The organism is Massilia aquatica, from assembly GCF_011682045.1.
In the GTDB taxonomy this organism is placed as follows: domain Bacteria; phylum Pseudomonadota; class Gammaproteobacteria; order Burkholderiales; family Burkholderiaceae_D; genus Telluria_A; species Telluria_A aquatica.
Map to the genome: position 1 here is coordinate 129,315 of NZ_VVIW01000002.1, position 25,223 is coordinate 154,537.

Genomic DNA, 25,223 nt, shown 5'->3' on the forward strand with positions numbered 1-25,223 from the left:
GATTGCTGCTTGCCGCTACCTCGCGCAGACGTTTCTGACGACCAATCGGTCGGGCAGGGCGTTGATGCGCACTCTCAGGGTAGGCCGCCGGGACAGGGGAACTTTGTGCGGACGCAGACCTTCTGGTTGATTCAGGCGAGCGAAAGCCTAGCAGTTGGACAGCCTATTTCAGATAGACACCGCCACAGACGATCACATCGTCGTGCGGCTGGCAATACATGGCTTTCGGTTCGGTTTTCTTGCTGACGGGATTGGTGAATTTGTATTCCTGCCAGAACGGTGCTTTCTTGCGAGCCAGTTCGAGCCGTTCGCGCACGAATTCCTTTCCGTCCACATCCTTGATATCCATGAGGTTGCGGTTGATCATCTTCAGATTGGCGCCGTGGGCGCGCACCACGCCATCGGTTCCGTACACGGTGATGTAGAGGTCGCGGTCGGTGAACGGGCCATCCTTGCGGTTGACTTCGGCGTAGCTCTTCTCCTTGCCGTTGGCCTTGATGTAGGCGACCGTCTTGTTCACCATCGCCTCGGCCTCCGCCTTGGTAACGAAGGCGTCGGCGGCCGCGCCGGCGGGAAAGGCAAACGCACAGAGTAGGGTCAGCGGCAATAACGTGCGCGCACGCAAGGCTTGAACGATGTACATTGAAGCTCCTTGGAAAGAGCGCCGGGGTGGCGCAAGATCCACGCTAGCAGCGGTGCCGGTGCGGCGGTACACTCTGTACTGCTAGTTGCCAAGCGCTGGCGCACCGAAAGACGCGATGAAAACTTGTTTATGCCTCTCGCTACCCGCGCTTCTTGCCTGCATGGTCCTGCCTTGCGCGCGGGCGTCCGATGACGAGGCCTTCTGGGCGCTGTTGAAAGAGGGCGGGAATGTGGTGCTGATGCGCCATGCGCAGACCGACGCCGGCATCGGCGATCCGCCGGGCTTTGTGCTGGAAGAGTGCAGCACCCAGCGCAATCTGTCGGCGCGGGGCCGTACCGAAGCGGTTCGTGCCGGGGAGCGCTTGCGCCATCACGGCGTGCCGGTCGCCGAGGTGCTATCGAGCCGCTGGTTGCGGGCCATGCCGGGCCGTTAATTGAAGCTCAAGCCGCCCGGATTGGCGTTGGTGACCGTTTTCGCCTTCAGGTCCACCGTAAAGTGGTCGCTCGGCTTGGCCGAACCGAGTCCCTTGAAGATCGAGAACACCTGCTTGAACTGGTCCTGGAACAGCACGTGGACCGGATTCTGGTCGGACGGCTGGGACCCCACCCTGAGCGGCGCCGCCGGCTTGGCCGGAAATGCCGCCATCAGCACCTTGTACATGCGCACCCGCTCCGCGCCCATGTCGCGCAGGGCCAGTTCGCCCGCGTACACGGTGCGGTGGAAATCGCCATGGAAGTCATAGGCGCTGACATTGGCAAAGTCGTCCAGTTTCAGGCCCGCCGCTGCCGCCAGCTTGCCGGCGCGGGTGCTGGCGTCGGCCCAGTCGGCTGCCAGTTGCGTGGCCGGCGCAGGCGTGCCCACCACCGTGCCCTTGGCCGCGCATGACGCGCTCAAAGGCACGACGCCGGGCGCGTCCTTGAGTTGCGCCAGCGTGACCCTGGTCTCGAGCTGCGACAGGATCAGCATCTGCTTCGCGTTCAGGCTCGTTGCTGCCTCCTTCATCTCGCACGGCCAGTATTCATCCATGAAGCGCAGGCGCGACAACTCGCCGAAATAGTAGCGCGTGAATTCGCCGTACGAGCGGGTATCGAGGATGGCATGGTTCCAGCGCTTCTTGATATCCGCCTCGGCGCTGCTGCCTTGCAGGTAGGCGTATTCGCTCTCGTACAGCGCAAACAGCTCGTTAAAGCGCGGCACGCTGGTCAGGGCCACGGTGCTCACGTCGACCGTGTCCGCATCCTTGTAGGTGACCACCTTGTACGAGGCGCCGTACACGGCCAGCGACGGCGACTGCACGTTGACCAGGAAGTTACCCGCCGCATCCTGGTAGTCGTTGGTGCCGTTGAAGTGCATGTGGCCGCCCACGTGCAGGCGCAGGCCGGTGGCCGCCAGGGTCGCCGTGGTGGCCGCCGCCGGCACGCGCGCCGTCTGGAACGCGCCCGGCTTGAACACGGCTTTCATGGCGTCGGTCTGGTTGGCGTAGAAATCCATGGTCGGATAATGCGAGAACGCCATCAGCTGCTTGCCCTCGGCCCTGGCGCGCGCGGTGACCGACTTGATCCACTCCATCTGGTGCCGCTTGTGCGTGAGCACCTTGTTCCAGCCCGCGTTGCCGGCGCCGTCGAAACCCTTGAATGCCTTCGGGTTGGCCGGATCGAACGACCCGTTCGGGATGAACACGTTGGCGTCGATCGACAGCAGCCACAAGCCCTTGACCGGTTCCACCAGATAGCTCGAATCGATGATGTCGCTGCACTTCGTGAAAGGCTTGCCGAGGGCTTTTTCGCCGTCGGCCCGGTACACGCCGCCTTCGCCTTCGGCGCACATTTCGAACTGACGGTTGCGCACGTCGCCGCTGACCATCGCTTCGGCGTAGCTGTATTTGCCGCCCGGGTACTTGCTGAATGGGGTTTCCCAGTGCAGGTCGGCCTTGTTCGGCATGTAGCCGAAATCGGACAGCTGGGTAATGAGCTTCTCATAGCCCATCTCCAGCAGCTCGTTGGTGCAGATCACGGTTGGATCCTTGGCCTTGCAGGCCGCGTTCCCGGTGGCGAACACCTTCTGCTCCTTGCCATCACGGGTCAGGAAGTCGCTTTTACCCGCTTCGTCATCGTCGTACGGCTCATTGGGGTCGTGGTTGCCCGGCGCGATAAAGAAGCGCATGCCCTTGGCCTGGTACTCGTGCAGGATGGCGCTGATGCCGTTGATGTTGATCGGCTGCGCATCGTCCGAATAGTCGCCCGGCAGCGCGACCAGGCGGATGCCCTTGGCGAAGGCGTCGTCGAGGGCCGCGCGGAAGGCGAAGTAGTTTTCGTTGAACAGGCGCGTCGAGGTAAGCTGCGCGTACATGGTGCGGATGGTGGCGTTCTTGCCATCCTTGGTCGGGATGCCGCTGAACTGGGCATTCTTGAAGTCGCCGTACACGTCTTCGAAGTGCACATCCGTCATGAAGGCGACGCTGGGCGAGGCGGCCGGCGCGGGCGTTGCGGCCGGTGGCACGACAGGGGCGGGCGCCGGCGCGGCGGCCGGTTCGTCATCGCTGCTGCAAGCTGCCAGCAGCAACAGCGAGGCGGCGGCCAGGCCAAGGGACGGGCGAACGAACGATGTGATTCTCATGCATCGACTCCAGAAGTCCGGCACGAGGCCGGCGGGGTGGGGAAGCGCGCATTCTTGCATCGCAAAATGACCTGCGCATGACAGTCACCTTGCGCATGCGGGCGCGATGCGCAAGAATGGTCCTCCTTTAACGACACTGCCGGCGCCCTGCGTGCGCGGCCCGCCTTCATGTTGCGTCCAACTTTTTCTGTATTTATCCGCCCGCCCCGCGCCATCGCGCTGCTGGCGCTTGGCATGGCCGCCATCAGCGCGCACGCGGGGCCGGCCAGCCAGTGTTTTGGCAGCGTGAGCAAGGGACGGCTCGATGGCGGCGTCAGGCTGCCGGTGGCGGGGCCGAATTTTTCGGCCTACAGCGCCCAGGCGATTGCCGCCGGCCGCACCCATGTGCATGCGACGGTAGCGCGCATTATCATGGACGCGTATGCGGGCGCGCAGGCGTCGGCGCCGTCCGCCAGGTACGTGTACGGCGAAACCGGCATGGCCGGCGGCGGGCCGTTCGCACCGCACAAGACGCACCAGAACGGGCTGTCGGTCGACTTCTTCGTTCCGGTGCGCGATGCGCGCGGCGCGGCGGCATCGCTGCCCAGCAGCGCGCAAAACCGCTTTGGCTACGACATCGAATTCGACGCCGAGGGCCGCTACCAGGACTACCGCATCGATTTTTCCGCCTACGCCGAGCACCTGTACCAGCTCGACGCGGCCGCCAGGGCGCACGGCGCCGCGCTGGGACTGGTGATCGTGGATCCGCGCTTCATGCCGGCGCTGCTGGCCAGCGCGCGCGGGCCGTGGCTGCGAACGCACATTCCGTTCATGAAGGGCACACCGTGGGTGCGCCACGACGAGCATTTCCATGTCGACTTCAAGCTCGCCTGCGCGCCGCTCGGCGCCGCACCCGCGGGCCGCCAGCCGTGACGATCGCTTTACCGCGTATTGTTCCGGGCGGCGTCGCGGTGGAAGCGGTGCTTGGACGGGGCGCCGATCTCAAGGCGCTTCTGGGCGCGTATTCCATGGAGGATGACGAGATGGTCGCCATCCTGGTCGAGGGCGACTGGTCATGCGCTAACGAGGGGCCGCTGACGATGGAGGAGCTGTGCGGCGATCTGGCCGCGCTACTGGCGGACGACAAGATCCTGTGCGCGGTTGTCATCACCGGCAACCTGCACGCGCCTGGAGTGGTGTTGTGCGACAGCGACGTTGAATGGGCGCCGTCGCTCATCGTCGGCGGCAACGTCACTGCGCGCAGCCTGAGCCTGGGCGGGGGCGCTACCCGGATCGGCGGCGACCTGGCAGCCGGGAGCACCATCTACGGCTTTTACAACCACGGCTCGCTCGATGTGAAAGGCGCCACTCGCGCCGGCGCCATCGTCTGCGCCGATTTTTTCATGAGGTTCGCCGGTCCGGTGGACTGCGCGCATGTGGCCTGCACGCGCGGGTGGCTCGACATCCCGGTGCACTTCAAGGATGAAGCGATCGAGCGCCTGCTGCAGCCCGACTTGCTCGATTCGGCCAACTGGCCGATCGATGAACTGGTCAGGCACACGCTCGAACAAGGGCGTTCGGTGCTGCTCCCGCCCGAACAGATCGGCCAGAAACCGCTCCTCACGGTCAGCCGTGCGGGGCGCGCCAGGCTGGCGGAACTCGATGTGCAGGCCACCCACGGGCCAGCCGCCAGGCTCGATTTCGCCAGCTGCGACCTCAAGACCGTGCCCGAGGCGATTACCCGATTCAGCGGCGCGACCTGGCTCAGTCTTGCCGGTAACCGCATCGGCCAGTTGCCCGACTGCGTCGCTGCGCTGCGCGAACTCGAGGTACTGAACCTGTCCGAGTGCGGCTTGACGACGCTGCCCGACTGGCTGGCCAGCCTGCCGAAGCTGCGCGTGCTGAATGTGGCCGGGAACGACCTTACCGCGTTACCAGGGATCGACGGCGGCTTTGCGGCGCTGGAGGAACTCAATATCGGCCATTCGTTCAGCCGCAGCGACGCGCATGTGGAGTGGGCTTTCAATTTGTCGCTGCGCGGCTTTCCTGCGCTGCGGCGTTTCGCCAACCGGCTCAATATCAAGGATGGTGCAAGCATCGACGCTGCGCATGAAGGCTGGTACAGCCCGACCCTGGAGCACCTGCACATAGCGCCCGAGGTCGACGGCGACCTGCCCGAATGCCTGGCGCGCATGCCGGAACTGCGCTCGCTGGACTTGCAGATCGCCGGGACGATGACGCCATCGGCCTTGCGGGTGTTGTCGGCCATGCCCTGGCTGGAAGCGGTCCAGTTCAGCTACTGCGAACCGGGATGCGCCTTCCTGACAGCACTGCGGGCGGCCTTGCCTGCCACCCTGATCCGCTGGAATACCGTGGGCGAGAAGGGGGCAGGGAGCGCGATGCGCGAGATTGACTGCTTGATCCATCACGATAGATTCGATGAAGCCTTGATTGCGGTGGAGCACCACATCGCCGGCACGGGCGGCCGTTATCCCTGCCTGTCCGCGACCGACCACGAAGGGCCTTTGCGCCGCAAGCTCGATATCCTCAGCGCCAGGGCACGCCTTTGCACCGATGCACCACGCAAGCGCTGCCAGATTGGCGCGGCCGCCGGCTGGGCCTCGACCATGATGGCGCGCTACGCCGGCGTGTCCGTGCCCACCTTGTGGCGCCTGGGGTATGAACTGGGGAGCGACCATGCCGACTGCCAGCTCACGCAGGCATGGTGGCTGATCCGGCGCGAGGTTCCCGACCACGCTGGCGCGGCGGCGCTGCTGGCGGCGATCGACAGCGACGTCGCTACGCATGCCACGCACCGGCATATCGCCGAGCGCCTGCAACAGCGCGTTGCCAGCCTGCGCGCGCTGATCGCCTGAACAACTGCGGTGATTGATCGCTACAGCGGCAAGGTGGCCCTCATCCGGAAGATACGCTTACAAGACGATTGCCGAAGTCTCATCTTGAGGGCGGCCACGGCGGGCCGCTCAGGTTCGCTCCAGGTAGGCCTTGCTGGCGTCCTCGAACCGGGCCAGTATCTCCATCTGCTCCGCGCGGCGTGGTAGCTGCTCCAGCGCCTTGAATTGCGCAACCGATTGCTGCGCAAGGGGCAGGGGACTTAACATCAGGGTGAACATGGCGCCCCAGAACGGCAGCGAGACGCAGCTGAAGTACTCAGGGCTGCGCGGGCTGGCGGGCGTGTGCCAGTCATCCTGGATGAAGCCAAGGAAATCGAGCGCGGCGCAGATGCGCTCGACCACGCGCTTGTCGCCAGCGACTGGCACGAAGCGCTCCGGCTTGGCCAGCATGCCGGGTATACGCGAGTACTTGCTGATTTGCTGGTGTGCCGCGCGATGCAGGAGGTAGTCTTCCAGGCCGGCGTTGGATGCAATGTGGCCAAGATGGTCGGCGCCGAAGATCATCAGTCCCTGCAAACGGCTTATCGAGCTGGTGAAGTAGCCGGCGCACGGCTTTTTCATCAGGGGAGCATGGCGCCGGTAGGCGTCATCGAGCAGACGATAGTGCTTTCCGACCTCGGCGCCGGGCAGGCGATTGCGCCGGCACAGAAAGTAGTAGAGCTGTGCCAGTTCGCTTTCGTCAAGCAGCGATGGCGCTTTCTTGATGTTGTCCACGACGCTCGGCCAATTCTGCGGATACCAGTCGGGGTCGACACCTTGGGCAAGGCCGACTTCTTCTGTTGAAATAAAGGTCATGAAAACACGCTTGATTTCTTCCTTCGTGGCCATCGCTCCTCCTTCGCCATTAACGAATCGGCCATATTACCTCAATGGCAAGGTTGCCGCCTCCCGGACGATACGCTCACAAGCTGTGGCCAAAAACTCACGCAGCGGGCCTAACGCATCGCCAGTCGGAATGTTTACTTTCTTCGGTGACATGAAAATGGTACGCTACGCTATTATGCGAAAAACATCATTGCCTCCGCCGCCAGCCATCATCGACACACTATGAACAAGAAAAAGTTGGGAATCATCGCCGCGGCCGTCGCCCTGTGCGCCGCCGCCGTGGCAGGCTACGCCGTGTTCGGCTGGAAGAAGACGCAGCACGGCGCGGGCCTCGACCTCGATTTGTCGCAGCCCGACGCGCTGATCGTGACCAAAAGCCTGTCTTCGCTGCCGCGCGACCTGCTCACCATTCCGCTCGCGCGCGACGTGCTGCGCGAGGATTTCGTGTTTTATTATGAGCAGAACGGCGACAAACTGGGCTTGCAGGGCGCCTTGCGCCGCATCGCCTACGAACATGAACTGGGCTGGGGCGACCAGTTGATCCGCACGGTGCTCGACGAGCCGGCCGACGTGGCCCTGTGGCGCGAGGAAGATGGCTCGCTCAAGCACTTTGCCATCGCCGTCTCGCGCAACAGCATGACCCGCCTGCTCGAACAAGCCGGCAAGGTCGCGCTCAAGGACACCCAGATGAAGCTGGCCGGCGAGATCCGCGTCGATGGCGACAAGGTCGCGATGTATTCGCTCAATTACGCCCACAAGCGCACCTTGCTGATCGGCGCGCGCGGCACCCGCATGGTCATCTTGTCCGATCCGGGCATGCTGTTCGACGACGAGGGCAAGGCCGACGGCAAGGCCGAAACCACGGTGGCCAACCTGCTCGCCGCCGATCCGAAAAAACAGCAGGCCTTGCGCCAGCAGTTCCAGCTCGACGCCCAGCCGGCCGACGGCCATAGCGTGGCGGTCAAGGCCGACGTGCTGGCCTTCGGCTACCAGCCGTTTTTCGGCGCGCTCGCCGCCTTGCGCTTTGATTTCGCCAAAGGCCAGTGGCAGACGCGCGCGCTGGTCGATGCCGGCAAGCTGGCCGCCGGCGGCTACGACAACCGTGCCCTGTGGCCGGTGCTGCCGCATAACCCGGCCGCCTGCTTCGCCCTGCCGGCCGACTGGGCCGCCATGGCGTCGGTGCTGGGCGATGTCGACGCGTCGTCCAACGTGACGCCCTTGTCGGAACAGTTGACCGGCCCGGCCGCCGTGTGCTGGTACGGCACTTCGCGCCTGTACACGCCGCTGGTGGTGGCGACCCGCAAGGCCGGCGGCAGCGACGAACTGTATGGGGCGCTGTTTTCGGCCGCCATCGGCAACAAGAAAAGCGGGGCGGTGCAAAAGTCGGCCGGCCCGAATGGCGCTGTTCTCTGGCAGCGCGAAGTGGCCACCGGCATCGGGGCCCAGCATCCGACCCTGGCCGTGAGCGGCCAGACCGTGCTGTTTTCGCCGGACCGCAAGCTGGTCGAACAGGCGCTGGCCGTCGCCCGCAAGCAGGCCCCGGCGATCGCCGACCGCCTCAACGATCCGTCGCGCACGGTGGGCCTGATCGCGCCGGCCTCGCTGGCCGAATTAATTCGCAAGGAAGCCTTCGACGCGCTGCCGTCCGCGCGCGAACCGGTGCTGCGCGCCGCCGCCGACGCGCACCTGGTGCCGCGCCTGAACGCGCTCAAAAAATATCCGCCGTACCGTCTCGTGCTCAAGTCGCTGCCCGCCAGTGGCGTGAGCTGGCAGCCGGTCGAGTGGCAGGCGATGGATAAATGATGGCAGTGTCCCGCCGTCACCTGCTGGGCCTTGCCGCCGGCTGCGCCGTGCTGCCTTGGGCGCGCGCGCTCACCGGCGTGCCGCCCGCCCCCATGCCGGCTTACCTGTCGAAGGCGCAAAGCCGCGCCTTCCAGGCATGGATGCTGCGCATCGTGAACGCACAGATGGAGCAGGGCCCGTCGCCGCGCTGGCAGCACCGCGACTGCGCGGGCCTGGTGCGCTTTGCCGTGAACGAGGCACTCACGGTGCATGACGCCAGATGGATGCGCGCCAACGGCATCGCCAGCGACCGCCAACTGCCGCCCGAACTCGAACTGACAGCGGCCCAGCAAGTGCTGCGCAACCGCTGGGTGCAGACCGGCGGCGCGGTCGGCCACTACGTCTCGGCCATCGGCCTGGTGCAGAACAACAGCCGCTTCATCGGGCGCGACGTCAATCAGGCGCAGCCCGGCGACCTGCTGTTTTTCGACCAGGGCGACGAACACCATCTGATGGTCTGGATGGGCGCGCGCATCGCCTACCACACCGGCACCGTTACCCCGAACGACAACGGACTGCGTACCGTTGATGTCCCACAACTCAAAACCTGGAAGGACACGCGGTGGCAACCAGCGGTCGACAATCCCAATTTCGCCGGCATGTTCCGGCTGGCGTTTTTAACATGAACAATCCAATCACACGCGCCCTGGCGCTGCTGGTGCTGCTGTGCGGCTTGCTGCCCGCGCTGGCCCCAGCCCAGGAAACCGAGGCGCCGGCAGCCGCGCCGGCAGAAGCGGGCAGCGCACCCGCGGGGACCAACTACACGAGCTTCAAGGGCGAACCGTTCTTCTTGCTGTCCGACGCGGCCTATGGCAGCGGCGAGGTGGCCAAGGTGCGCCTGGAAGTGCCGGGGCGCGATTATGCGCGATCGAACCTGGAGCAGTACGGCGGCGTCGACGTGCTGGTGTACCGGGTTCCCGAGCCGCTCGAATTCCTGAAAAAGCAGCGCAACCTGCACCGCGTGCAGGTGAGCGGCAATTACCAGGGCGAAGGCTTGCTTAATACCCTGACCATGCTGTGGGACCGCTGGTGGAAGCAGTCGCGCATGGCCTGGCGCAAGCTGTTTTCGAGCGAAGCCCGCGAGGCGGTCACCAGCGCCCAGCCCAAGCTGGCCACCAGCGCGGCGATCACGCGTCCGGTGCCGTTCCGCCAGCAGCCGCAGTACGAACCGCTCAAGGGCTACGACCTGGTCGACCGCTTCCGCTATCCGGTGTGGGAGGCGAAGATGATCACGCCGCCGGCCGGCATCAAGATGGAAGGGTCGAGCAGCGAATTCATGACCAGCAGCGCCGGCAACGTGATGATCCCGATCGGCCAGCGCAAACCGGGCCTGTACCTGGTTGAGGCGATCATTGGCGAACACCGCGCCACCACCCTGGTGTTCGTATCCGATACGATGGCCATTACCAAGGTGTCGGCCAACCAGATGCTGGTGTGGGCGGCGCGGCGCGACAACGGCGCGGCGGTGCCCGACGTCGATGTCACATGGACCGACGGCAGCGGCGTGCTGCAATCGGGCCGCACCGGCGCCAACGGCGTCGTCTCGTTAGAGCGCGGCAGCCCGGAGCATACCTATGTAATGGGCGAAGACCGCAGCGGCGGCGTGTTCGTGTCCGAGAATTTTTACTACGACAGCGAAATCTACAACACCAAGGTCTACGCGGTGACCGACCGTCCGTTGTACCGGCCGGGCGATGAAGTCAGCGTCAAGTTCATCGGCCGCGAATTTACCGGTGCGCGCGCCTCGCAGGCGGCTGTCACGGCGCCGCTGGCGCTCACCGTGTTCGACCCGAACGGCACGCCGCTGCTGACGCAGTCGCTGCAACTGACCGCGGAAACCGGCAGCGATACGCGCTTTCGCCTGCCGGACAATGCGGGCGCCGGCGGCTACGAGCTGCGTTTCACCTACCGCGACACCCAGTACGGCGCGGCCTTCCGCGTGGCCGACTACGTCAAGCCGCACTTCGAGATCAACCTGGTGCCGGCCAAGGCCGACTTCAAGACCGGCGAAGACGTCAAGGGCCGCATCGAACTGCGCTACCCGGACGGCACGCCGGTGGCCAAGGCCAGCCTGTCGCTGTCCCTGCGCGCCCAGAAGAACGCCATGGTCGAAGGCGAATTGCGCTACAGCGGCGCGTTCCCGGTCGAACTGAAGACCCAGGAACTGGTCAGCGACGGCAAGGGCAATGTCGATTTCGTGCTGCCGCAGGCCAAGGACCCATCGCGTTACATTCTCACAGTGCTCGCGTCGGACGGCGCGGCCTACCGCGTGCGCAGTACCCGCGAACTGATGATCGAGCGTTCGGCCAGCCAGTACACGCTCAAGGCGCAGCGGCGCTTTTCCGCACCTGGCGAAACGGTACGCTTCGACGTCGCGGCCGAAGCCACGGCCGGCGCCAAACCGGTGCGCTGGGAGATGATCCAGTTAGAGAAGCAGACCAGGACCGAAGGCGTATTCGACGCATCCAGGCCGACCTGGGATGTGAACTTCCCGGCATCGGGCTCGTATCAACTGAGCCTGCGCGACGCCCAGAACAACCTGGTCGGCGGCACCAGCCACTGGGTCAGCGGCCAGGGCCTGGCGGCCACGCCGGGCAGCATCGAAATCGTGCTTGACCATGAACGCTATCGCGCCGGCGACACCGCCGAAGCGCTGATCACCTTCGCCGACCCGGTCGACCAGGCCTTGCTGACGCTTGAGCGCGACAAGGTCGAACAGCTTGGCCTGCTCACCGCCGGCGCCGACTGGATCAAGCCGGTGCGCGTGGCGCCCAACCAGTGGCGCGTGAAAATCCCGGTCAAGGACGACTACGGCCCGAACATCACGTTCTCGGTGGCGTACACGCGCAAGGGCGACTTCGTGTTCCAGAACGCCGGCATCCAGATCATCGAACCGCGCATCGCGCTGCAGTTCAAAACCGACAAGGAAGTCTACCAGCCGGGCGAGAAGGTCACCATCGACGTGAGCGCACAGATGGACGGCAAGCCGGTATCGACCCTGGTTACGCTGGGCGTGGTCGACGAAATGATCTACGTGCTGCAGCCGGAGATCGCGCCCGACATCGGCGACTTCTTCTACCACCCGCGCCGCAACAACGTGCGCACCACGGCCAGCCTGTCGTTCATCAGCTACGACATGGCCGCCGGTCGCAGCGCCGGCGCTCCCGCGCGCCACAACTACAACGAGCGTGGCGTCAAGGTGCTGGAACGCCCGCGCCGCGACAACGTCGATACGGCCCTGTGGGCGCCCGCGCTCAAGACCGATGCCGACGGCCGCGCGCGCGTCACTTTCACCATGCCGGACGCGCTGACGCGCTGGCGCATCACCGGCCGCGCCATGGATGCGCAGGGCCGGGTCGGCCAGCGCACTGGCTATCTGCGCTCGGACAAGAACTTCTTCGCCAAGTGGACGGCGCCGGACTGGATGCGTGTGGGCGACGCTCCGCAGGCATCGGTGGCGGTGTTCAACCAGACCGCCAGCGACCAGGCCATTGAAGTCACACTCACCGCGGGCAGCGTGGTCAAGACCGAGAAGATCACCGCCCGCCGTGGCGTGAACTACGTGCAGTTTCCGCTGCCGGCCTACAGCGGTCCGATGCGCCTGGAAATGAAGCACGATGGCAAGCTGGTCGACGCGCTCGACACCGACGTGCAGGCATTGCCGGCCGCCTGGAACAGCCCGCGCACCCTGAGCGTGCCGCTGACCGGCGCCACCGTGCCGGTCGCGCTGCCGGCGGACGCGCGCAATATCCGCGTCTCGTTCGCCAGCGGGGCAGCCAGCCATTTTGCGCGCATTGCCGACGACCTGATCGAATATCCGTACGGCTGCGTGGAGCAGACATCGAGCCGCCTGATTCCGCTGGCGCTCGGATTGCAGAACCTCGGCCCCGAGGCCGGCCCGGTCCAGCTGCGCCTCTTGAACACCTTGCAGGCGCAGCGCCTGCGGCTGGTGTCGATGGCCGGTCCGGAAGCGCAATTCGGCTGGTGGGGCAACGCCACCGCCGGCAATTCGCTGATGACGGCCTACGCCTACTACGCCGACTGGTATGCGGCGCGCGCGTTGCGCATCGAGATGCCGCCCGAGCACTGGCAAGGTTTGCTGGCCATGTACGGCAAGGAAGGCCTGAAAGAGCCGGTGCTGCACCGCGTACTGACCCTGTGGCTGGCGCAGGAAATGGGCTTGCCGGTCAAGACGCTCGCTTCCGGCCTGGCCGACGAACTGGTAAAAACAAAACTCGACGCCAAACCGGCCGCGCTGGCGCCGACCAGCAGCATGCTGCTCACCGCCGAAAGCGGCAATTCGCAGGCGCTGACCCTGGCGCTGCTGTCGGTTGTCGCCGCCAACGATGGCGTGACCCTCGCTCCCGAACTGGAACAGCAGGTCGGCGCCGCGTGGACCACCTTGCGCGCCAATCCAGCGCCGCTTGCGCAAGCCTTGCTGATGCTGGGCGGGCAGCTGCCGGCAAGCCAGGCCGATGCCGTGCTGGGCGCGGTGCGCGCCGACATGCCGACCCTGGACCGCGCGCTGACCCTGGTGTGGGTGCAGAAGAAGCTGGGCGGCCCACCGGCGGCCAAAGACGCCGGCGTCGCGCTCACCGGCACCTGGCAGAAGAGCGCCAGCCCGCTCGGCCAGGCTTTGTTCCGCTGGCAGCCGGCCAAGGGCGTGCCAACCCAGTTGCAACTGGCCGAAGAAGCGCCGGCCAACACCGTCGCCATCATCCACTACGACAGCCGCGAAGCGGAAACGCATACGCTGCCGGTCAGGATCGAACGGCGCCTGATGCGCATGGAGCAGAAGGACAATACCTTCAACCCGGTGCCGGTCAAGAACGGCGAGGCGCTGCGCACCGACGCGCTGTACCTCGATGAAATCACGCTCACGCCGGCGGCCGGTGCGAAGTACCGCTATGGTTTGCTGGAAGTGGCACTGCCGCCGGGCGCTTCGGTCGAAGCGACCACCTGGGGCATGACCTTCGCCGGCGAGAAAAAAGAAGCGCTGGAAGCCGCGCGCCACGAATCGCGCCGCGAAGGCTATGTGGTGCCTGTCGAGCCGCTGGCTGAACCGCTGCGCCTGCGCCACCTGCTGCGCTTTGCGCAAAAGGGCAGTTACGTGCTGCCGCCGGCCCGCTACTACCGCATGTACCAGCCCGAAAACAAGGCGCTGGAAGGCGAGGGCAAGACCATGCGCACGCTCAAGGTCGAATAATGCCGGCATGGCTGTCACGCGGGTGCGCCGTGGCGCTGGCGCTGTGCGCACCGCTGGCGCAGGCGGCCACGCTCGATGTGGCTTGGTGGCGCGATGGCCAGCTCACCGCGCTGCAGCTCGACGACAAGGGCGGCAGCAGGAGTGCGTCCTTCGACGGCGCGCGCCAGGTGCCGCTGGGCAGCCTGTGGAAGCTGTTCGTGTACGTCTATGCGATCGACAAAAAAGTGCCGACGCCGGACTATACCTGCGGCGGACAAAAGAACGAGGAAGTGTACTGCTGCACGGCCGGTAAAAGCATCGCGCGCGACCTGGCGCTGGCGCAGTCGTGCGGCCTGTTTTTCTCGCCTGCGCGGCTGATGCTCACGCGCCGCCCGTGGCAGCAATACTGGAGCGAGCGGCTCGGGCGCGCCGCGAGCGGCGAATACGAGTGGCTGGCAGACCCGTCGAACTTCACGCCGGAACGCCTGGTCAGCCTGCGCAGCCTGATGCTGGCGCTGGCGAGTATTCCGGCCGCCAGCCGCAGGGACGCCGAGTCGGCGCTGCTGCACGTGGTGCTGGGCGCGCGCGGCGTCAACACCGCCAGCTGGTTCGGCAGCCGCCTGCGCGTGAAGACCTATTCGTGGCATCACCCGCAGCGCAGCACCGAACGGCTGGGCGGCGCGGCCGGCTGGCTGGCCGACGGCACGCCGCTCTGGTTCGGCGGCGCCGACACCAGCAGCCGCATCCTGGAAAAATGGGCACCGCGCCTCGCCGGCACCTTGCCGGCGGCGCAAACGCCGGTTGACGCAGGCTGCGTGGTCGTCGATTACTTTGCGCGCTACCCGATCAAGAGCGTGGCGGCAGGGCGCAGCGCCGCCGTGCCGGGACTGTTAAACGGGTCTTACCAGGTGCGCTTCGAGAACGGCCGCAGCCTTGCGTTCTTCAGCCAGAACGATATGGTGCTGGCGCGCGATGCGCAGGGCCGCATACGCCTGACGGGGCGCTTGGGCGTGAACGAATACGTGGCGCGCGTGATCGACCGTGAAGGCGGCACCAGCGCGCCCGAGGCGGCCAAGGCGCTGGCGGTGGCGGCGCGCACCTATTTGCAGCAGAACGCGCAGTGGGCCGAGGGCTGCCAGCGCATCGCAGACAGCAGCGCTACGCAGCGTGTCGCTGCGCAGCCGGCCAGCGTGGCGGCGCGCGCCATCGCCAACTGGACCGATCAGCTGGTGCTGTCGGGCGTGAACGTGCGCTATCACGCCGATACAGCGTCGAAAGACACGATGGCGTGGAGCGAGGCGGTGGCCGAGGCGCAGCGGGGGATGCGTTTCGACGCCATCCTGACGGCGGCCTATCCCGGCGCCGATCTGACCACGCTCTCGGGCGGCGACTCGCAGCAGTGCGTGCGCCTGCCCGCTGCGCAGGCGTGGCTGGCGCGCGAGCTGCCGCAGTGGGAACGCCTGCTGCGCAAGCAGGCGGGCTACGAAACGCCGCTTGAGCTGCCGGTGGTGTGCCAGCTGGTGCGCGGCACGCCGTATTCCGAGCAGTCGCGCAACCGGATTTATGTGCGCGGCCTGGCCAGCCGCGAAGACCGCATCACGCTGGCGCACGAATTCCTGCATCTCGGCCTGCGCAATCACCCGAGCGGGCAGGATGAAATACTGGTTGAACAACTGGCGCGGCGTCTGGTCGATGCGCGCCTGGAAGTGCATTAATAAACTAACCGAATCCGATCATGAAAATACTGCTGATACCCGCACTGCTGCTGTCCACCGCCGCCCTGGCCCAGGTGAAGATCGACTCGCCCAACAGCGGCTGGCGCAATTCGAAGGGCGCCAAGGAGGCCTACACGCAGGACGTGAACTATCCGGCGGCCTCGGTCAGCGTGCAGGATGGGCAAAGCCCGACGGCCGAAATTCGCGGGCGCATCGCCGGCAAGGGCAAGAGCAAGCCGGCCACCCTGGTGGTCAACGGCGTGGCGATGCCGATGGCGGTGCAGGAAGACGGCAGCTTTGCGCGCCCGTACGCCTTCGGGCGCGGCTCGAACAGCGTGGAAGTGCGCTCGCCCGACGGCAAGGTGCGCAGCCGCAGCCAATTCCTCGATTCGTATGCCGGCAAGACCGCCTCGCGCCTGCGCGTGGTGCTGTCGTGGGACAGCGACGGTACCGACGTGGACCTGCACGTGGTCGCGCCCGACGGCGGTCACTCGTGGTACGGCAGCCGCGTCATGCCCAACGGCGGCGCGCTCGATGTCGACGTCACCACCGGGTACGGGCCGGAGATTTTCTCCAGCGCCGCGCCACCGAAGGGGAACTATCACGTCTACGTGAACTACTACGGCGCCGGCCAGGACACCGGCATCGTGACGGTGGCGCAGGTGGCAATCATCACCAACGAAAATTCGCCGAACGAGCGCCAGGAAGTCGTGCGCGTGCCCTTGCGCGCGCCGGGTGAACTGACCTTGGTCAAGTCGTTTGTTTATCCCTGACGCGAGACCGGCGCCCGCGCAAGGAGGTATGCAAATGGCATACTTCCTCAGTCGGTCGCCTGGTTAAGGTTGTCCGCCGCACAAGGCAACCAGCAAGCCATCAAGCTTCTCGCCACGCTCCGAAAACAACGCCCTTCATCGGCGCTTTGACAGTTTTTGAACGGCATGTAAAACTGTCGTCAGGAAATACGATCCTGGCTGCGCACAGACCGCGCCAGTCTTCTGACGAATTGGAGTGCAAGTGAGTACTGCAGCATGGATCTACGATGCCAGCATCGTTATCAGGAACGCCCGGCAACCGGCGGCGTTCAACGCGATTCGCACATCGTTCGAAGGTTGCGACTCTTTTTTCGCCGTACGCGCACGCGCCGAACGCGACTTCCCGGCCTTCCTTGAGTCGATCGGCTTCACCAGCCAGGTCCAGGAAGGTGCGTTGCTGATCGACGGCGGCGATATCGACATCATCACCAACTGGCTGATCCGCTTGTTCGATACGCTCGGTCCTTTCGTCGAACCAGGCGGTGTGCTGGAGATCCGCGACGAAGAAGGGGAGCAGATGACGTTCTGCTACGACGGCAAGCAGATGGACATCGAATTCAGCGAGTAATGTAAGGATTCGCCGCGCCGCGTCATGCTACATTGGCACCCTCTCAATTTTGAAGGAGTGCCACGCCATGCCACCGAATCCCGACATCGCCTCGATCCGCGCCGACCTGCTCGACGAGATGACTGCCTACATGGAGCGCTGCGCCGAAGACGCAGACGAGGAACCTCCTTACGGCAAGGCCGAAATCGACGAGTGCGCGAGCATTCTCGATGCGTACGCCGCCGCCATCGACAAGCTCCCCAAGCCTGCCGAGCGCGAAGCGATCATGAAAGAAGTTGAACGCGTCGTCGTGGCCCTCAACGAGTTCGATGAACGCGGCGGCGGCATCATCGAAACCGAGGAACGCGAAAAACTGTGCGACATCATTTACCTCGTTGCCAAGGACGCCGGCCTGGAAGCCGACGAAGACATCACCGAAGAGTGGCGCGACTGGTAAATACGCGCGCGCTGGCGCGCACGACGCGCGTAACCTTGCAATTTATATAGTCCAGACCTATACTTCGCCGGTAGTCAAGCTTCTGGTTCCGGTAAACGATCGTTTGCCGGATTAAATGGGAAGCCGGTGCGCTCCTTCACGGAGCAAAGCCGGCGCTGCCCCCGCAACGGTAAGCGAGTCAAGGATGTGCATCACGCCACTGTGCAAAGCATGGGAAGGCGCATATCCGGGAAGTGGGCTTTAGCCCCGCCACTCGCCAGCCCGGAAACCAGCCGAAGCGGTAAGTCGTTTGTATCGCGGAGGGCGATCCAGGTGGATCGCTGCGTACCGCACTCCCATCTCACGTTCCTTCTCCCCGTACAAGCCCCCGGTTGCCGGCCATGGCAAGACGCGCGCGTCTGCATTGGCCCGGCTCTATGCGCAGTGCTTTTGGAAGGAATGCCATGTCGTCGATCCGCAGCGTCACCCCCACCTTTGACGAACAAGTCCCGTTTGCCGCCCTCAAGGAACGCATCGTGCAAGCCCTGTGCGCCGCCAGCCTTGGCGCCGTGCTGCTGTTCGGCGCCGGCTTCGCCTCCATGGAAACGCTGCACAACGCGGCGCACGACAGCCGTCACTCGGCCGGTTTTCCATGCCACTGATTCGCACCGCGCCCGCAGCGGGCCTGGGCACCTTTAACCGCATCATCGCCAGCGCGGCGGCGGCCGGCATCCTTGCCGGCCTGCTGCTGACCGGCGTGCAGCAGGTGCAGGTGGCGCCCATCATCCTGCAGGCCGAGGTGTTCGAGAGCGCCGCGCCCGCGGCACTGGAAGTGGCCCCAACGCACAGCCACGCCGACGCCACGCCGCACGAACATGCCGAAGGCGCGCATGAGCACGGCGGCTGGCAGCCGGACGATGGTTTTGAACGCACCTTCTACACCGCAGTCGCGAATATCAGCGCTGGTGTCGGTTATGCGCTGCTGCTGGCCGCGGCCATCAGCCTGGTTGGCCGCACCAGCAACTGGCGCGCGGGCCTGCTGTGGGGCGCTGCCGGCTACACGGCGTTTTTTGTCGCGCCCTCGATCGGCTTGCCGCCTGAGCTCCCCGGCACCGTCGCCGCACCGCTGCTGGCGCGCCAGCTGTGGTGGACCGCCACCGTCGCCGCCAGTGCCGGCGGCCTGGCGCTGCTGGTGTTCGCAAAAAACTGGCCGCTCAAGATCGGCGGCGCGTTAATGCTGCTGGCGCCGCACCTGGTTGGCTCGCCCCAGCCGGCGGTCCATTCGAGCACCGCGCCGGCCGAGCTGGCACGCAGCTTCCTGTACGCGACCTTGCTGGCCAATGCCGCCTTCTGGCTGGCCATGGGCGCGCTGGCGGGTTACTTCTACAAGAAGTTCGGCTGACCGATGCGCACCCATGACCGGCACGTGTTCATGTGCGTCGGCCCGCGCTGCACCGAAAACGGCGTGCAGGCGCAGGCCGTGTTCGAGCACATGGGGCGCGAGATCGACGCCCACCCGGAGCTGTGCGTCAAGCGCACCCGCACGCATTGCATGGTTGCGTGCCGCAATGAAGGACCGATCGTGGTCGTGTACCCGGAAGGCGTGTGGTACCGGCGCGTGGACGAAGCGGCGGCCGGGCGCATCGTCGCCGAACACCTGATTGGCGGCGCGGAAGTGACCGACCTGATTTTCCATCGCATCGGCGAAGGCGACACACTCGTGGCGGACAATGACACCTGATTTTCCTCAAGGCCCGGCGCCCATCGCGCTGCTTACCCACGCATCGAACGACCTGACGGTGTTGCACCATGCAGTAAGCCAGCTCCCGCCGGAGTTCGGCGCGGTGGCGGGCGTGAACCTGCAAGGACTCGACGCCGACGGCGCCACGGCGCTGCTCGCGCGCGAGGTGCAGGGCGCGCGCATCATCATCCTGCGCGTGTTGGGACGACTCGGCAGCGTGCCCGGTTTTGCGGACCTGGTCAGCCACGCGCGCCGCACCGGCCAGCACCTGATCGCCATCAGCGGCACCGGCGAGCCCGATCCCGAGCTGGCCGCGGTATCGACCGTCGCCCCCGATGTGCTGCAACAGACACTCAATTACTTCCATTGCGGCGGCAGCGGCAACCTGGCGCAGTTGCTGCGCTATTTGTCCGACCATCTGCTGCTGACCGGTTTTGGCTACGAGAGCGCGCTGGCGCTGCCGGAACACGGTATTTATCATCCCGACCTGGCGCAGGGGGCCGGCATCGACGACTGGCTGGCGCTGCGCAAGGCTGGCGCGCCAAGTGCCGGCATCGTGTTTTACCGCGCGCACTGGATGAGCGGGAACACGCGCTTCATCGATGCGCTGCTCGATGCGCTGGAAAAGCGCGGCATGAATGTGCTGCCGGTGTTCACCTCATCCCTGCGCAGTGGCGCGGGTGGCAACGGCGCTTTGCCCGACGCGCTGCGCTACTTCAGCGACGCGCGCGGCGTGCATATCGACGTCTTGATCAATACCACATCGTTCGCGATGGGCGAGATCACGCCGGGCGGCCCCACGCCGGCCGGCTGGTCGGTCGGCGTGCTGGAAACGCTGAACGTGCCGGTGCTGCAAGCGATCACCAGCGGCATGACCCTGCCGCAATGGGAGCAATCGGCACGCGGCCTCAATCCGCTCGATACCGCCATGAACGTGGTGCTGCCCGAGTTCGACGGGCGCATCATCACCGCGCCGGTGTCGTTCAAATCGCGCGCCGCCGGCCTGCAGGGCGACGCGGTCGAATACGAGCCGGTGCCGGACCGGGTGGCGCGCGTGGCGGGCATCGCCGCGCGCTTCGCACGGCTCAAGCACGTGCCCAACGCCGAGAAGCGCGTCGCCTTCATGTTCACCAATTCGAGCAGCAAGGCCTCGCAGATCGGTAACGCGGTCGGGCTGGACGCCCCGGCCTCGCTGATGCGCATCCTGGACGCCATGCGCGATGCCGGCTACGACGTCGGCCAGCCGCCCGCCGATGGCACGACGCTGATCCACGACCTGGTGGCACGCTGTTCGTACGACCAGATTTACGTGACCACCGAGCAGTTGCGCAACGCCGCCGGCCGCGTGCCGGCCGCGCAGTATGCAAGCTGGTTCGCCGAGCTCACGCCCGACATGCAGGAGAAAATGCGCACCCAGTGGGGCGCCGCACCGGGCGAAGCCTATGTGTGCGACGGCCACCTGGCGCTGGCGGGCATCGAATTGGGCAATACCTTCGTCGCGCTGCAACCGCCGCGCGGCTACGGCATGGACCCGGACGCCATCTACCACCAGAGCGACTTGCCGCCGACCCACCATTACTATGCCTTGTACCGCTGGCTGCGCGACGTCTGGCGCGCCGACGCCATCGTCCACGTCGGCAAGCACGGCACGATGGAGTGGCTGCCCGGTAAAGGCGTAGGCCTGTCGCAGAACTGCTTTCCGGACGCCTTGCTGGGCGACCTGCCGCTGTTTTACCCGTTCATCATCAACGATCCGGGCGAAGGTTCGCAGGCCAAGCGGCGCGCGCATGCGGTCGTGGTCGACCACCTGACGCCGCCGATGACCACCGCCGATACCTACGGCGCGCTGGCGCAGCTTACCCAACTGGTCGACGAGTACTATCAGGTCGAGGTGCTGGACCCGGCCAAACTGCCGCTGTTGCAGCAGCAGATCTGGGAACTGGTCAAGCAAACCAACCTGAATGCCGACCTGCAGGCACGCCTGCTGCATCACGATCATGATCACGGCCATGACCACGATCACGGGCACGGCCATCACCACCATCACGACCATGATCACGATCACGATCACGATCATCACCATGAAGAAGACGGCGAACTGCCGGCCGCGCTGGCGGCGATGGGTGGCTCCGACGTGGCCCACCTGATCGAAGACCTGGACGGCTATCTGTGCGAGCTGGGTTCGGCCCAGATCCGCGACGGCCTGCATATCCTCGGCGGTGGGCCTGACGCCGAACAGATGCCGGCCATGCTGGTATCGCTCACGCGCCTGCCCAACCTGGATATTCCGGGCCTGCAAGCCGAAGTGTCGAAGCTGTTCGGCCTGACCATGGACCTGCTGCTCGATCAAAAGGGACGCCGCATCAATGTGGTGCCCGCGCTGGCAAGGCTGGCGCAATGCGCCGTGGTCACGCGCTCCGACGCGCTCGACGCCATCGACGCCCTGTGCCTGCGTTTGTTCACAGAACTGGCCGCGCGCGATTACCGTCCGGCCGGCATCGATGACGTGCTCAATCTGGTTTTCGCCGACATCGACGGCGATGCGGTGGCCGCGCCGCTGCTGCAACCGGCGGTACGCGCCAAATCGAGCATGCTCTCGCAAATGGGCAAAGCGCGCCCAGTCGCTGCGCGCGCACCTGTCGTTCCCGTCGCGCCGGCATTGAATCGCTTCGACGCGCTGCGCAAGGTGCTCGGTTTCGCGTGCAGCCAGCTGGTGCCGAACCTGGCGCGCGCCACCGACGAAATCGACAACCTGATCAACGGACTGTCCGGGGCATACGTGCCGGCCGGCCCGAGCGGTTCGCCCACGCGCGGCATGGCGCACATCCTGCCGACCGGCCGCAATTTCTATTCGGTCGACCCGCGCAGCGTGCCGTCGCAGTCGGCCTGGCGCGTCGGCCTGCAACTGGCGCACGAAGTACTGACGCGCCACCAGCGCGAAACCGGTGAGTATCCCGAGAGCGTCGCCATCAGCATCTGGGGTACCAGCGCGATGCGCACACATGGCGACGACGTGGCCCAGATTCTGGCGCTGCTCGGCGTGCGCCCGGTATGGCGCGCCGAAAGCCGCCAGGTGAGCGGCGTGGAAGTCATTCCTCTCGACGAACTGAAACGCCCGCGCATCGACGTCACGACGCGCATCAGCGGCTTTTTCCGCGATGCGTTCCCGCAGTTGATCGACCTGATCGACGATGCGGTGAACACCGTCATCGCCCTCGACGAGCCGCTCACGCACAACTTCGTGCGCAAGCATTACCTGGCCGAACTCGGAGGCTGGATCGAACAAGGCCTGAGCAACGACGAAGCGGCGCGGCGCGCATCGTACCGCGTGTTCGGCGCCAAGCCGGGAAGCTATGGCGCCGGCATCCTTCCGCTGATCCAGCACAAGAACTGGGAAGCCGACGCCGATTTCGCCGAAGCCTACGTCAACTGGGGCGGCTACGCCTATGCGCGCGGCGAACAGGGCGCCGACCAGCGCGACGCCTTCAAGGTGCGCCTGTCCGGCGTACAGGTCGCCCTGCACAACCAGGATAACCGCGAACACGACATTTTCGACAGCGACGACTACCTGCAATTCCACGGCGGGATGATCGCCACCATCCGCGCCCTGACCGGCCAGCAGCCACGCCACTATGTTGGCGACAGCGCCGACCCGGCGCGCGCGCAGGTGCGCGACCTGAAGGAAGAAACCCTGCGCGTATTCCGCTCGCGCGTGGTCAATCCCAAATGGCTGGCCAGCATCCAGCGCCACGGCTACAAAGGCGGGCTGGAACTGACCGCCACCGTCGACTACCTGTTCGGCTACGACGCCACCGCGCAGGTGATGGACGACTGGATGTACGAAGACGTGGCCCAGGCCTACGGCTTCGATGAAGACATGCAGCGCTTCCTGGAAGACGCCAATCCGTGGGCGCAGAACGCGATCGCCGAGCGCCTGCTGGAAGCGGCCAGCCGTGGCATGTGGGCCGAGCCGCGTCCGGAAACGCTGGCAAAGCTGCGCGAACTATATCTCGATAGCGAAACCCTGCTCGAAGCACGCGGCGAAACGGCGCGCAATGGATAAGATCATGAATTTTCCGTTTTCCGCCATCGTCGGCCAGCCGCAGTTGCAGAAAGCACTGATGCTGTGCGCCGTCGATCCGACCATGGGCGGTGTGCTGATCCGCGGCGACAAGGGCACCGCCAAGAGTACGGCGGCGCGCGCGCTGGCCGATGTGCTGCCGCATATCGACACCGTGGCCGGCTGCGCCTACAACTGCGGCGCCGGTGCGGTGTCCGAGCACTGCGATGCTTGCGCCACCGGTAAGCCGCGCCTGGCCCCGGTGCCCTTCGTGACGCTACCGTTGGGCGCGACCGAAGACCGCGTCATCGGCAGCGTCGATCTGGCGCGCGCCCTGCAAGGCGGCCAGCGCGTGTTCCAGCCAGGCCTGCTGGCGGCGGCGCACCGTGGCGTACTGTATATAGATGAAGTCAACCTGCTGGCCGACCACCTGGTCGACGTGCTGCTCGACGTGGCGGCCATGGGCGTCAACTCGGTGCAGCGCGAAGGGTTGTCGATCCGCCACCCGGCGCGTTTTACGCTGGTCGGCACCATGAACCTGGAAGAGGGCGACTTGCGCCCCCAACTGCTGGACCGCTTCGCACTCATGGTCGAAGTGACGGCGCCGCGCGACAAGAAGGTGCGTTCGGAAGTGGTGCGCCGCCGGATCGCCTTCGAGGCCGATCCCGCAGCGTTCAGCGCAGCCTGGGATGAACAGCAACAGGCATTGCACCGCCAGCTGGCCGAAGCCCAGCGCCTGCTGCCCCAGGTGGCGCTCGACGACACCATGCTGGACCTGATCAGCCACCTGTGCTGCGAGTTCGAGGTGGCCAGCCTTCGTGCGGATATCGTCATGCACAAAGCATCGCGCGCCCTGGCGGCGCTGGACGGACGGCTGCACGTCACCCCGGCCGACCTGCGCAGCGCCGCCGAACTGGTGCTGCCGCACCGGCGCCGCCGCAAACCGTTCGAACAACCCGGCCTCGATCACGACCGCCTCGACGAATTGATGCGTGACGCCGCGCCACCACCACCAGCGCAGGATGAGGCCAGCGAACCGGAAGATGGCGAGCAAGCACCATCCGACCAACAAGGCGAAGAACAGGTATTCGCAGCCGCCCCCAGCGCCGCCGCGCCGCGCATCGTGGTCGAATCGACCTCGGGCCACAGCAACGCGGGCCGCCGCAGCGAAGCGATGGGCGCGCCGCGTGGCCGCGTGGTGCGCGCCGTGCCCGACGAGAACCCAACCAGCATTGCCATCGGCGCGACTTTACTGAGCGCCGCCATGCGCGAGCCGGGCCACGTGCAGGTCACGCGGGCCGACCTGCACCAGCAAATCCGCGTCGGCAAGAGCGCCAACCTGATCCTGTTCGTGGTGGACGCCTCCGGTTCGATGGCGGCGCAGCGCCGCATGGAAGCGGTCAAGGGCGCCGTGCTGGCGCTGCTGACCGACGCCTACCAGCGGCGCGACACGGTGGCCGTGATTGCGTTCCGGGGCCAATCAGCGCACCTGCTGCTGGCACCGACGGGCAGCGTGGAGCGCGCGGAGCAGGGCTTGTCCGACCTGCCGACCGGCGGGCGCACGCCCTTGCCGCACGCGCTGCACCTGGCGCTCGACACGCTGGAAAAATCAGCCAATCGCGCCCCGGCGCTGTTGGTGCTGCTCACCGACGGCAAGGCCAACGTGGCGCTGGCGGGCGATGGCGACCCCTGGCGCGAATCGCTCGACCTGGCCGGCAAGCTGGCCGAACGCGGCGTGCCCGCGCTGGTGCTCGATACCGAGAGCGGCTATCTGCGCCTCGGACGCGCCGCGCAACTGGCGCAAACCCTGGGCGCCGAATGCCTGACGCTGGAACAGCTGTCGGCCGACAACCTGGCGCTGACGATTCGCGCGCGCCTGGCACCCACCTGACACGACAAAATTTAGG

18 protein-coding genes and 1 riboswitch are annotated in these 25,223 nt (G+C 65.9%); of the genes, 15 read left to right on the forward strand and 3 right to left on the reverse strand.

What is annotated here, in order from left to right; all coding sequences use genetic code 11:
* Positions 1-163: 163 nt before the first annotated feature.
* Positions 164-643, reverse strand: coding sequence for a cache domain-containing protein (locus tag F1609_RS03650; RefSeq protein WP_167074811.1), 480 nt, complete (start codon positions 641-643; stop codon positions 164-166).
* A gap of 115 nt (positions 644-758) precedes the next feature.
* Here F1609_RS03650 and F1609_RS03655 point away from each other — a divergent pair, with 115 nt between their 5' ends.
* Entirely contained in the window at positions 759-1,076 is a 318-nt protein-coding gene (locus tag F1609_RS03655; RefSeq protein ID WP_167074813.1) for a histidine phosphatase family protein, read from the forward strand.
* Here F1609_RS03655 and F1609_RS03660 read toward each other — a convergent pair.
* Positions 1,073-3,259, reverse strand: coding sequence for a metallophosphoesterase family protein (locus tag F1609_RS03660; RefSeq protein WP_196785392.1), 2,187 nt, complete (start codon positions 3,257-3,259; stop codon positions 1,073-1,075). The two genes, F1609_RS03655 and F1609_RS03660, sit on opposite strands and share 4 nt — an antisense overlap.
* 168 nt (positions 3,260-3,427) lie before the next feature.
* Here F1609_RS03660 and F1609_RS03665 point away from each other — a divergent pair, with 168 nt between their 5' ends.
* Both F1609_RS03665 and F1609_RS03670 read left to right on the forward strand, forming a co-directional pair.
* Positions 3,428-4,171, forward strand: a complete 744-nt coding sequence (locus tag F1609_RS03665; protein WP_167074815.1) for a penicillin-insensitive murein endopeptidase — start codon at positions 3,428-3,430, stop codon at positions 4,169-4,171.
* Positions 4,168-6,114 (forward strand): leucine-rich repeat domain-containing protein, encoded by a 1,947-nt coding sequence (locus F1609_RS03670; protein WP_167074817.1) that lies wholly within the window; start codon positions 4,168-4,170, stop codon positions 6,112-6,114. The genes F1609_RS03665 and F1609_RS03670 overlap by 4 nt, the downstream gene beginning before the upstream one ends.
* A 108-nt stretch (positions 6,115-6,222) precedes the next feature.
* On the opposite strand, the gene F1609_RS03675 is transcribed toward F1609_RS03670, so the two are convergent.
* Positions 6,223-6,981 carry a hypothetical protein gene (locus F1609_RS03675; RefSeq protein WP_167074819.1) on the reverse strand — a complete coding sequence of 253 codons (759 nt, stop codon included), beginning with the start codon at positions 6,979-6,981 and terminating at the stop codon, positions 6,223-6,225.
* Between the two features lie 219 nt (positions 6,982-7,200).
* On the opposite strand from F1609_RS03675, the gene F1609_RS03680 reads away from it, so the two are divergent.
* The 12 genes from F1609_RS03680 to F1609_RS03735 all read left to right on the forward strand — a co-directional run bounded on the left by F1609_RS03680 (position 7,201) and on the right by F1609_RS03735 (position 25,207).
* Complete coding sequence (locus F1609_RS03680) at positions 7,201-8,781, forward strand: DUF2138 family protein (RefSeq protein WP_167074821.1); 1,581 nt, start codon at positions 7,201-7,203, stop codon at positions 8,779-8,781.
* The gene (locus F1609_RS03685; RefSeq protein ID WP_196785393.1) at positions 8,778-9,446 is read left to right on the forward strand and encodes a DUF1175 domain-containing protein; all 669 of its coding nucleotides are present in this window, start codon (positions 8,778-8,780) and stop codon (positions 9,444-9,446) included. The genes F1609_RS03680 and F1609_RS03685 overlap by 4 nt, the downstream gene beginning before the upstream one ends.
* Entirely contained in the window at positions 9,443-14,026 is a 4,584-nt protein-coding gene (locus tag F1609_RS03690) for an alpha-2-macroglobulin family protein (RefSeq protein WP_167074823.1), read from the forward strand. The genes F1609_RS03685 and F1609_RS03690 overlap by 4 nt, the downstream gene beginning before the upstream one ends.
* Entirely contained in the window at positions 14,026-15,720 is a 1,695-nt protein-coding gene (locus F1609_RS03695; protein ID WP_167074825.1) for a DUF2300 domain-containing protein, read from the forward strand. The genes F1609_RS03690 and F1609_RS03695 overlap by 1 nt, the downstream gene beginning before the upstream one ends.
* A gap of 20 nt (positions 15,721-15,740) precedes the next feature.
* Positions 15,741-16,493 (forward strand): YfaP family protein, encoded by a 753-nt coding sequence (locus F1609_RS03700; protein WP_167074827.1) that lies wholly within the window; start codon positions 15,741-15,743, stop codon positions 16,491-16,493.
* A gap of 241 nt (positions 16,494-16,734) precedes the next feature.
* A complete protein-coding gene (locus tag F1609_RS03705) occupies positions 16,735-17,100 on the forward strand; it encodes a hypothetical protein (RefSeq protein WP_167074829.1) in 366 nt (121 codons plus the stop codon).
* Positions 17,101-17,167: 67 nt separating this feature from the next.
* The gene (locus F1609_RS03710; RefSeq protein WP_167074831.1) at positions 17,168-17,536 is read left to right on the forward strand and encodes a hypothetical protein; all 369 of its coding nucleotides are present in this window, start codon (positions 17,168-17,170) and stop codon (positions 17,534-17,536) included.
* Positions 17,537-17,602: 66 nt separating this feature from the next.
* A riboswitch (cobalamin riboswitch) is annotated at positions 17,603-17,827 on the forward strand.
* A gap of 152 nt (positions 17,828-17,979) precedes the next feature.
* Positions 17,980-18,177, forward strand: coding sequence for a CbtB domain-containing protein (locus F1609_RS03715; RefSeq protein ID WP_229421633.1), 198 nt, complete (start codon positions 17,980-17,982; stop codon positions 18,175-18,177).
* The gene (locus F1609_RS03720; RefSeq protein WP_167074835.1) at positions 18,168-18,917 is read left to right on the forward strand and encodes a CbtA family protein; all 750 of its coding nucleotides are present in this window, start codon (positions 18,168-18,170) and stop codon (positions 18,915-18,917) included. Before F1609_RS03715 ends, F1609_RS03720 begins: the two co-directional genes overlap by 10 nt.
* Before the next feature lie 3 nt (positions 18,918-18,920).
* Entirely contained in the window at positions 18,921-19,256 is a 336-nt protein-coding gene (locus tag F1609_RS03725; protein WP_167074837.1) for a (2Fe-2S) ferredoxin domain-containing protein, read from the forward strand.
* Complete coding sequence (locus F1609_RS03730) at positions 19,246-23,319, forward strand: cobaltochelatase subunit CobN (RefSeq protein WP_187362916.1); 4,074 nt, start codon at positions 19,246-19,248, stop codon at positions 23,317-23,319. The genes F1609_RS03725 and F1609_RS03730 overlap by 11 nt, the downstream gene beginning before the upstream one ends.
* 4 nt (positions 23,320-23,323) lie before the next feature.
* Complete coding sequence (locus tag F1609_RS03735; RefSeq protein ID WP_167074839.1) at positions 23,324-25,207, forward strand: magnesium chelatase subunit D family protein; 1,884 nt, start codon at positions 23,324-23,326, stop codon at positions 25,205-25,207.
* The last annotated feature ends 16 nt before the right edge of the window (positions 25,208-25,223 follow it).

Bases quoted from the DNA above. Each gene is read 5' to 3' on its own strand.
- F1609_RS03650 (WP_167074811.1), bottom strand. From the start codon at position 643: ATGTACATCGTTCAAGCCTTGCGTGCGCGCACGTTATTGCCGCTGACC.
- F1609_RS03655 (WP_167074813.1), top strand. From the start codon at position 759: ATGAAAACTTGTTTATGCCTCTCGCTACCCGCGCTTCTTGCCTGCATG.
- F1609_RS03660 (WP_196785392.1), bottom strand. From the start codon at position 3,259: ATGAGAATCACATCGTTCGTTCGCCCGTCCCTTGGCCTGGCCGCCGCC.
- F1609_RS03665 (WP_167074815.1), top strand. From the start codon at position 3,428: ATGTTGCGTCCAACTTTTTCTGTATTTATCCGCCCGCCCCGCGCCATC.
- F1609_RS03675 (WP_167074819.1), bottom strand. From the start codon at position 6,981: ATGGCCACGAAGGAAGAAATCAAGCGTGTTTTCATGACCTTTATTTCA.
- F1609_RS03680 (WP_167074821.1), top strand. From the start codon at position 7,201: ATGAACAAGAAAAAGTTGGGAATCATCGCCGCGGCCGTCGCCCTGTGC.
- F1609_RS03685 (WP_196785393.1), top strand. From the start codon at position 8,778: ATGATGGCAGTGTCCCGCCGTCACCTGCTGGGCCTTGCCGCCGGCTGC.
- F1609_RS03690 (WP_167074823.1), top strand. From the start codon at position 9,443: ATGAACAATCCAATCACACGCGCCCTGGCGCTGCTGGTGCTGCTGTGC.
- F1609_RS03695 (WP_167074825.1), top strand. From the start codon at position 14,026: ATGCCGGCATGGCTGTCACGCGGGTGCGCCGTGGCGCTGGCGCTGTGC.
- F1609_RS03700 (WP_167074827.1), top strand. From the start codon at position 15,741: ATGAAAATACTGCTGATACCCGCACTGCTGCTGTCCACCGCCGCCCTG.
- F1609_RS03710 (WP_167074831.1), top strand. From the start codon at position 17,168: ATGCCACCGAATCCCGACATCGCCTCGATCCGCGCCGACCTGCTCGAC.
- F1609_RS03715 (WP_229421633.1), top strand. From the start codon at position 17,980: ATGTCGTCGATCCGCAGCGTCACCCCCACCTTTGACGAACAAGTCCCG.
- F1609_RS03720 (WP_167074835.1), top strand. From the start codon at position 18,168: ATGCCACTGATTCGCACCGCGCCCGCAGCGGGCCTGGGCACCTTTAAC.
- F1609_RS03725 (WP_167074837.1), top strand. From the start codon at position 18,921: ATGCGCACCCATGACCGGCACGTGTTCATGTGCGTCGGCCCGCGCTGC.
- F1609_RS03730 (WP_187362916.1), top strand. From the start codon at position 19,246: ATGACACCTGATTTTCCTCAAGGCCCGGCGCCCATCGCGCTGCTTACC.
- F1609_RS03735 (WP_167074839.1), top strand. From the start codon at position 23,324: ATGAATTTTCCGTTTTCCGCCATCGTCGGCCAGCCGCAGTTGCAGAAA.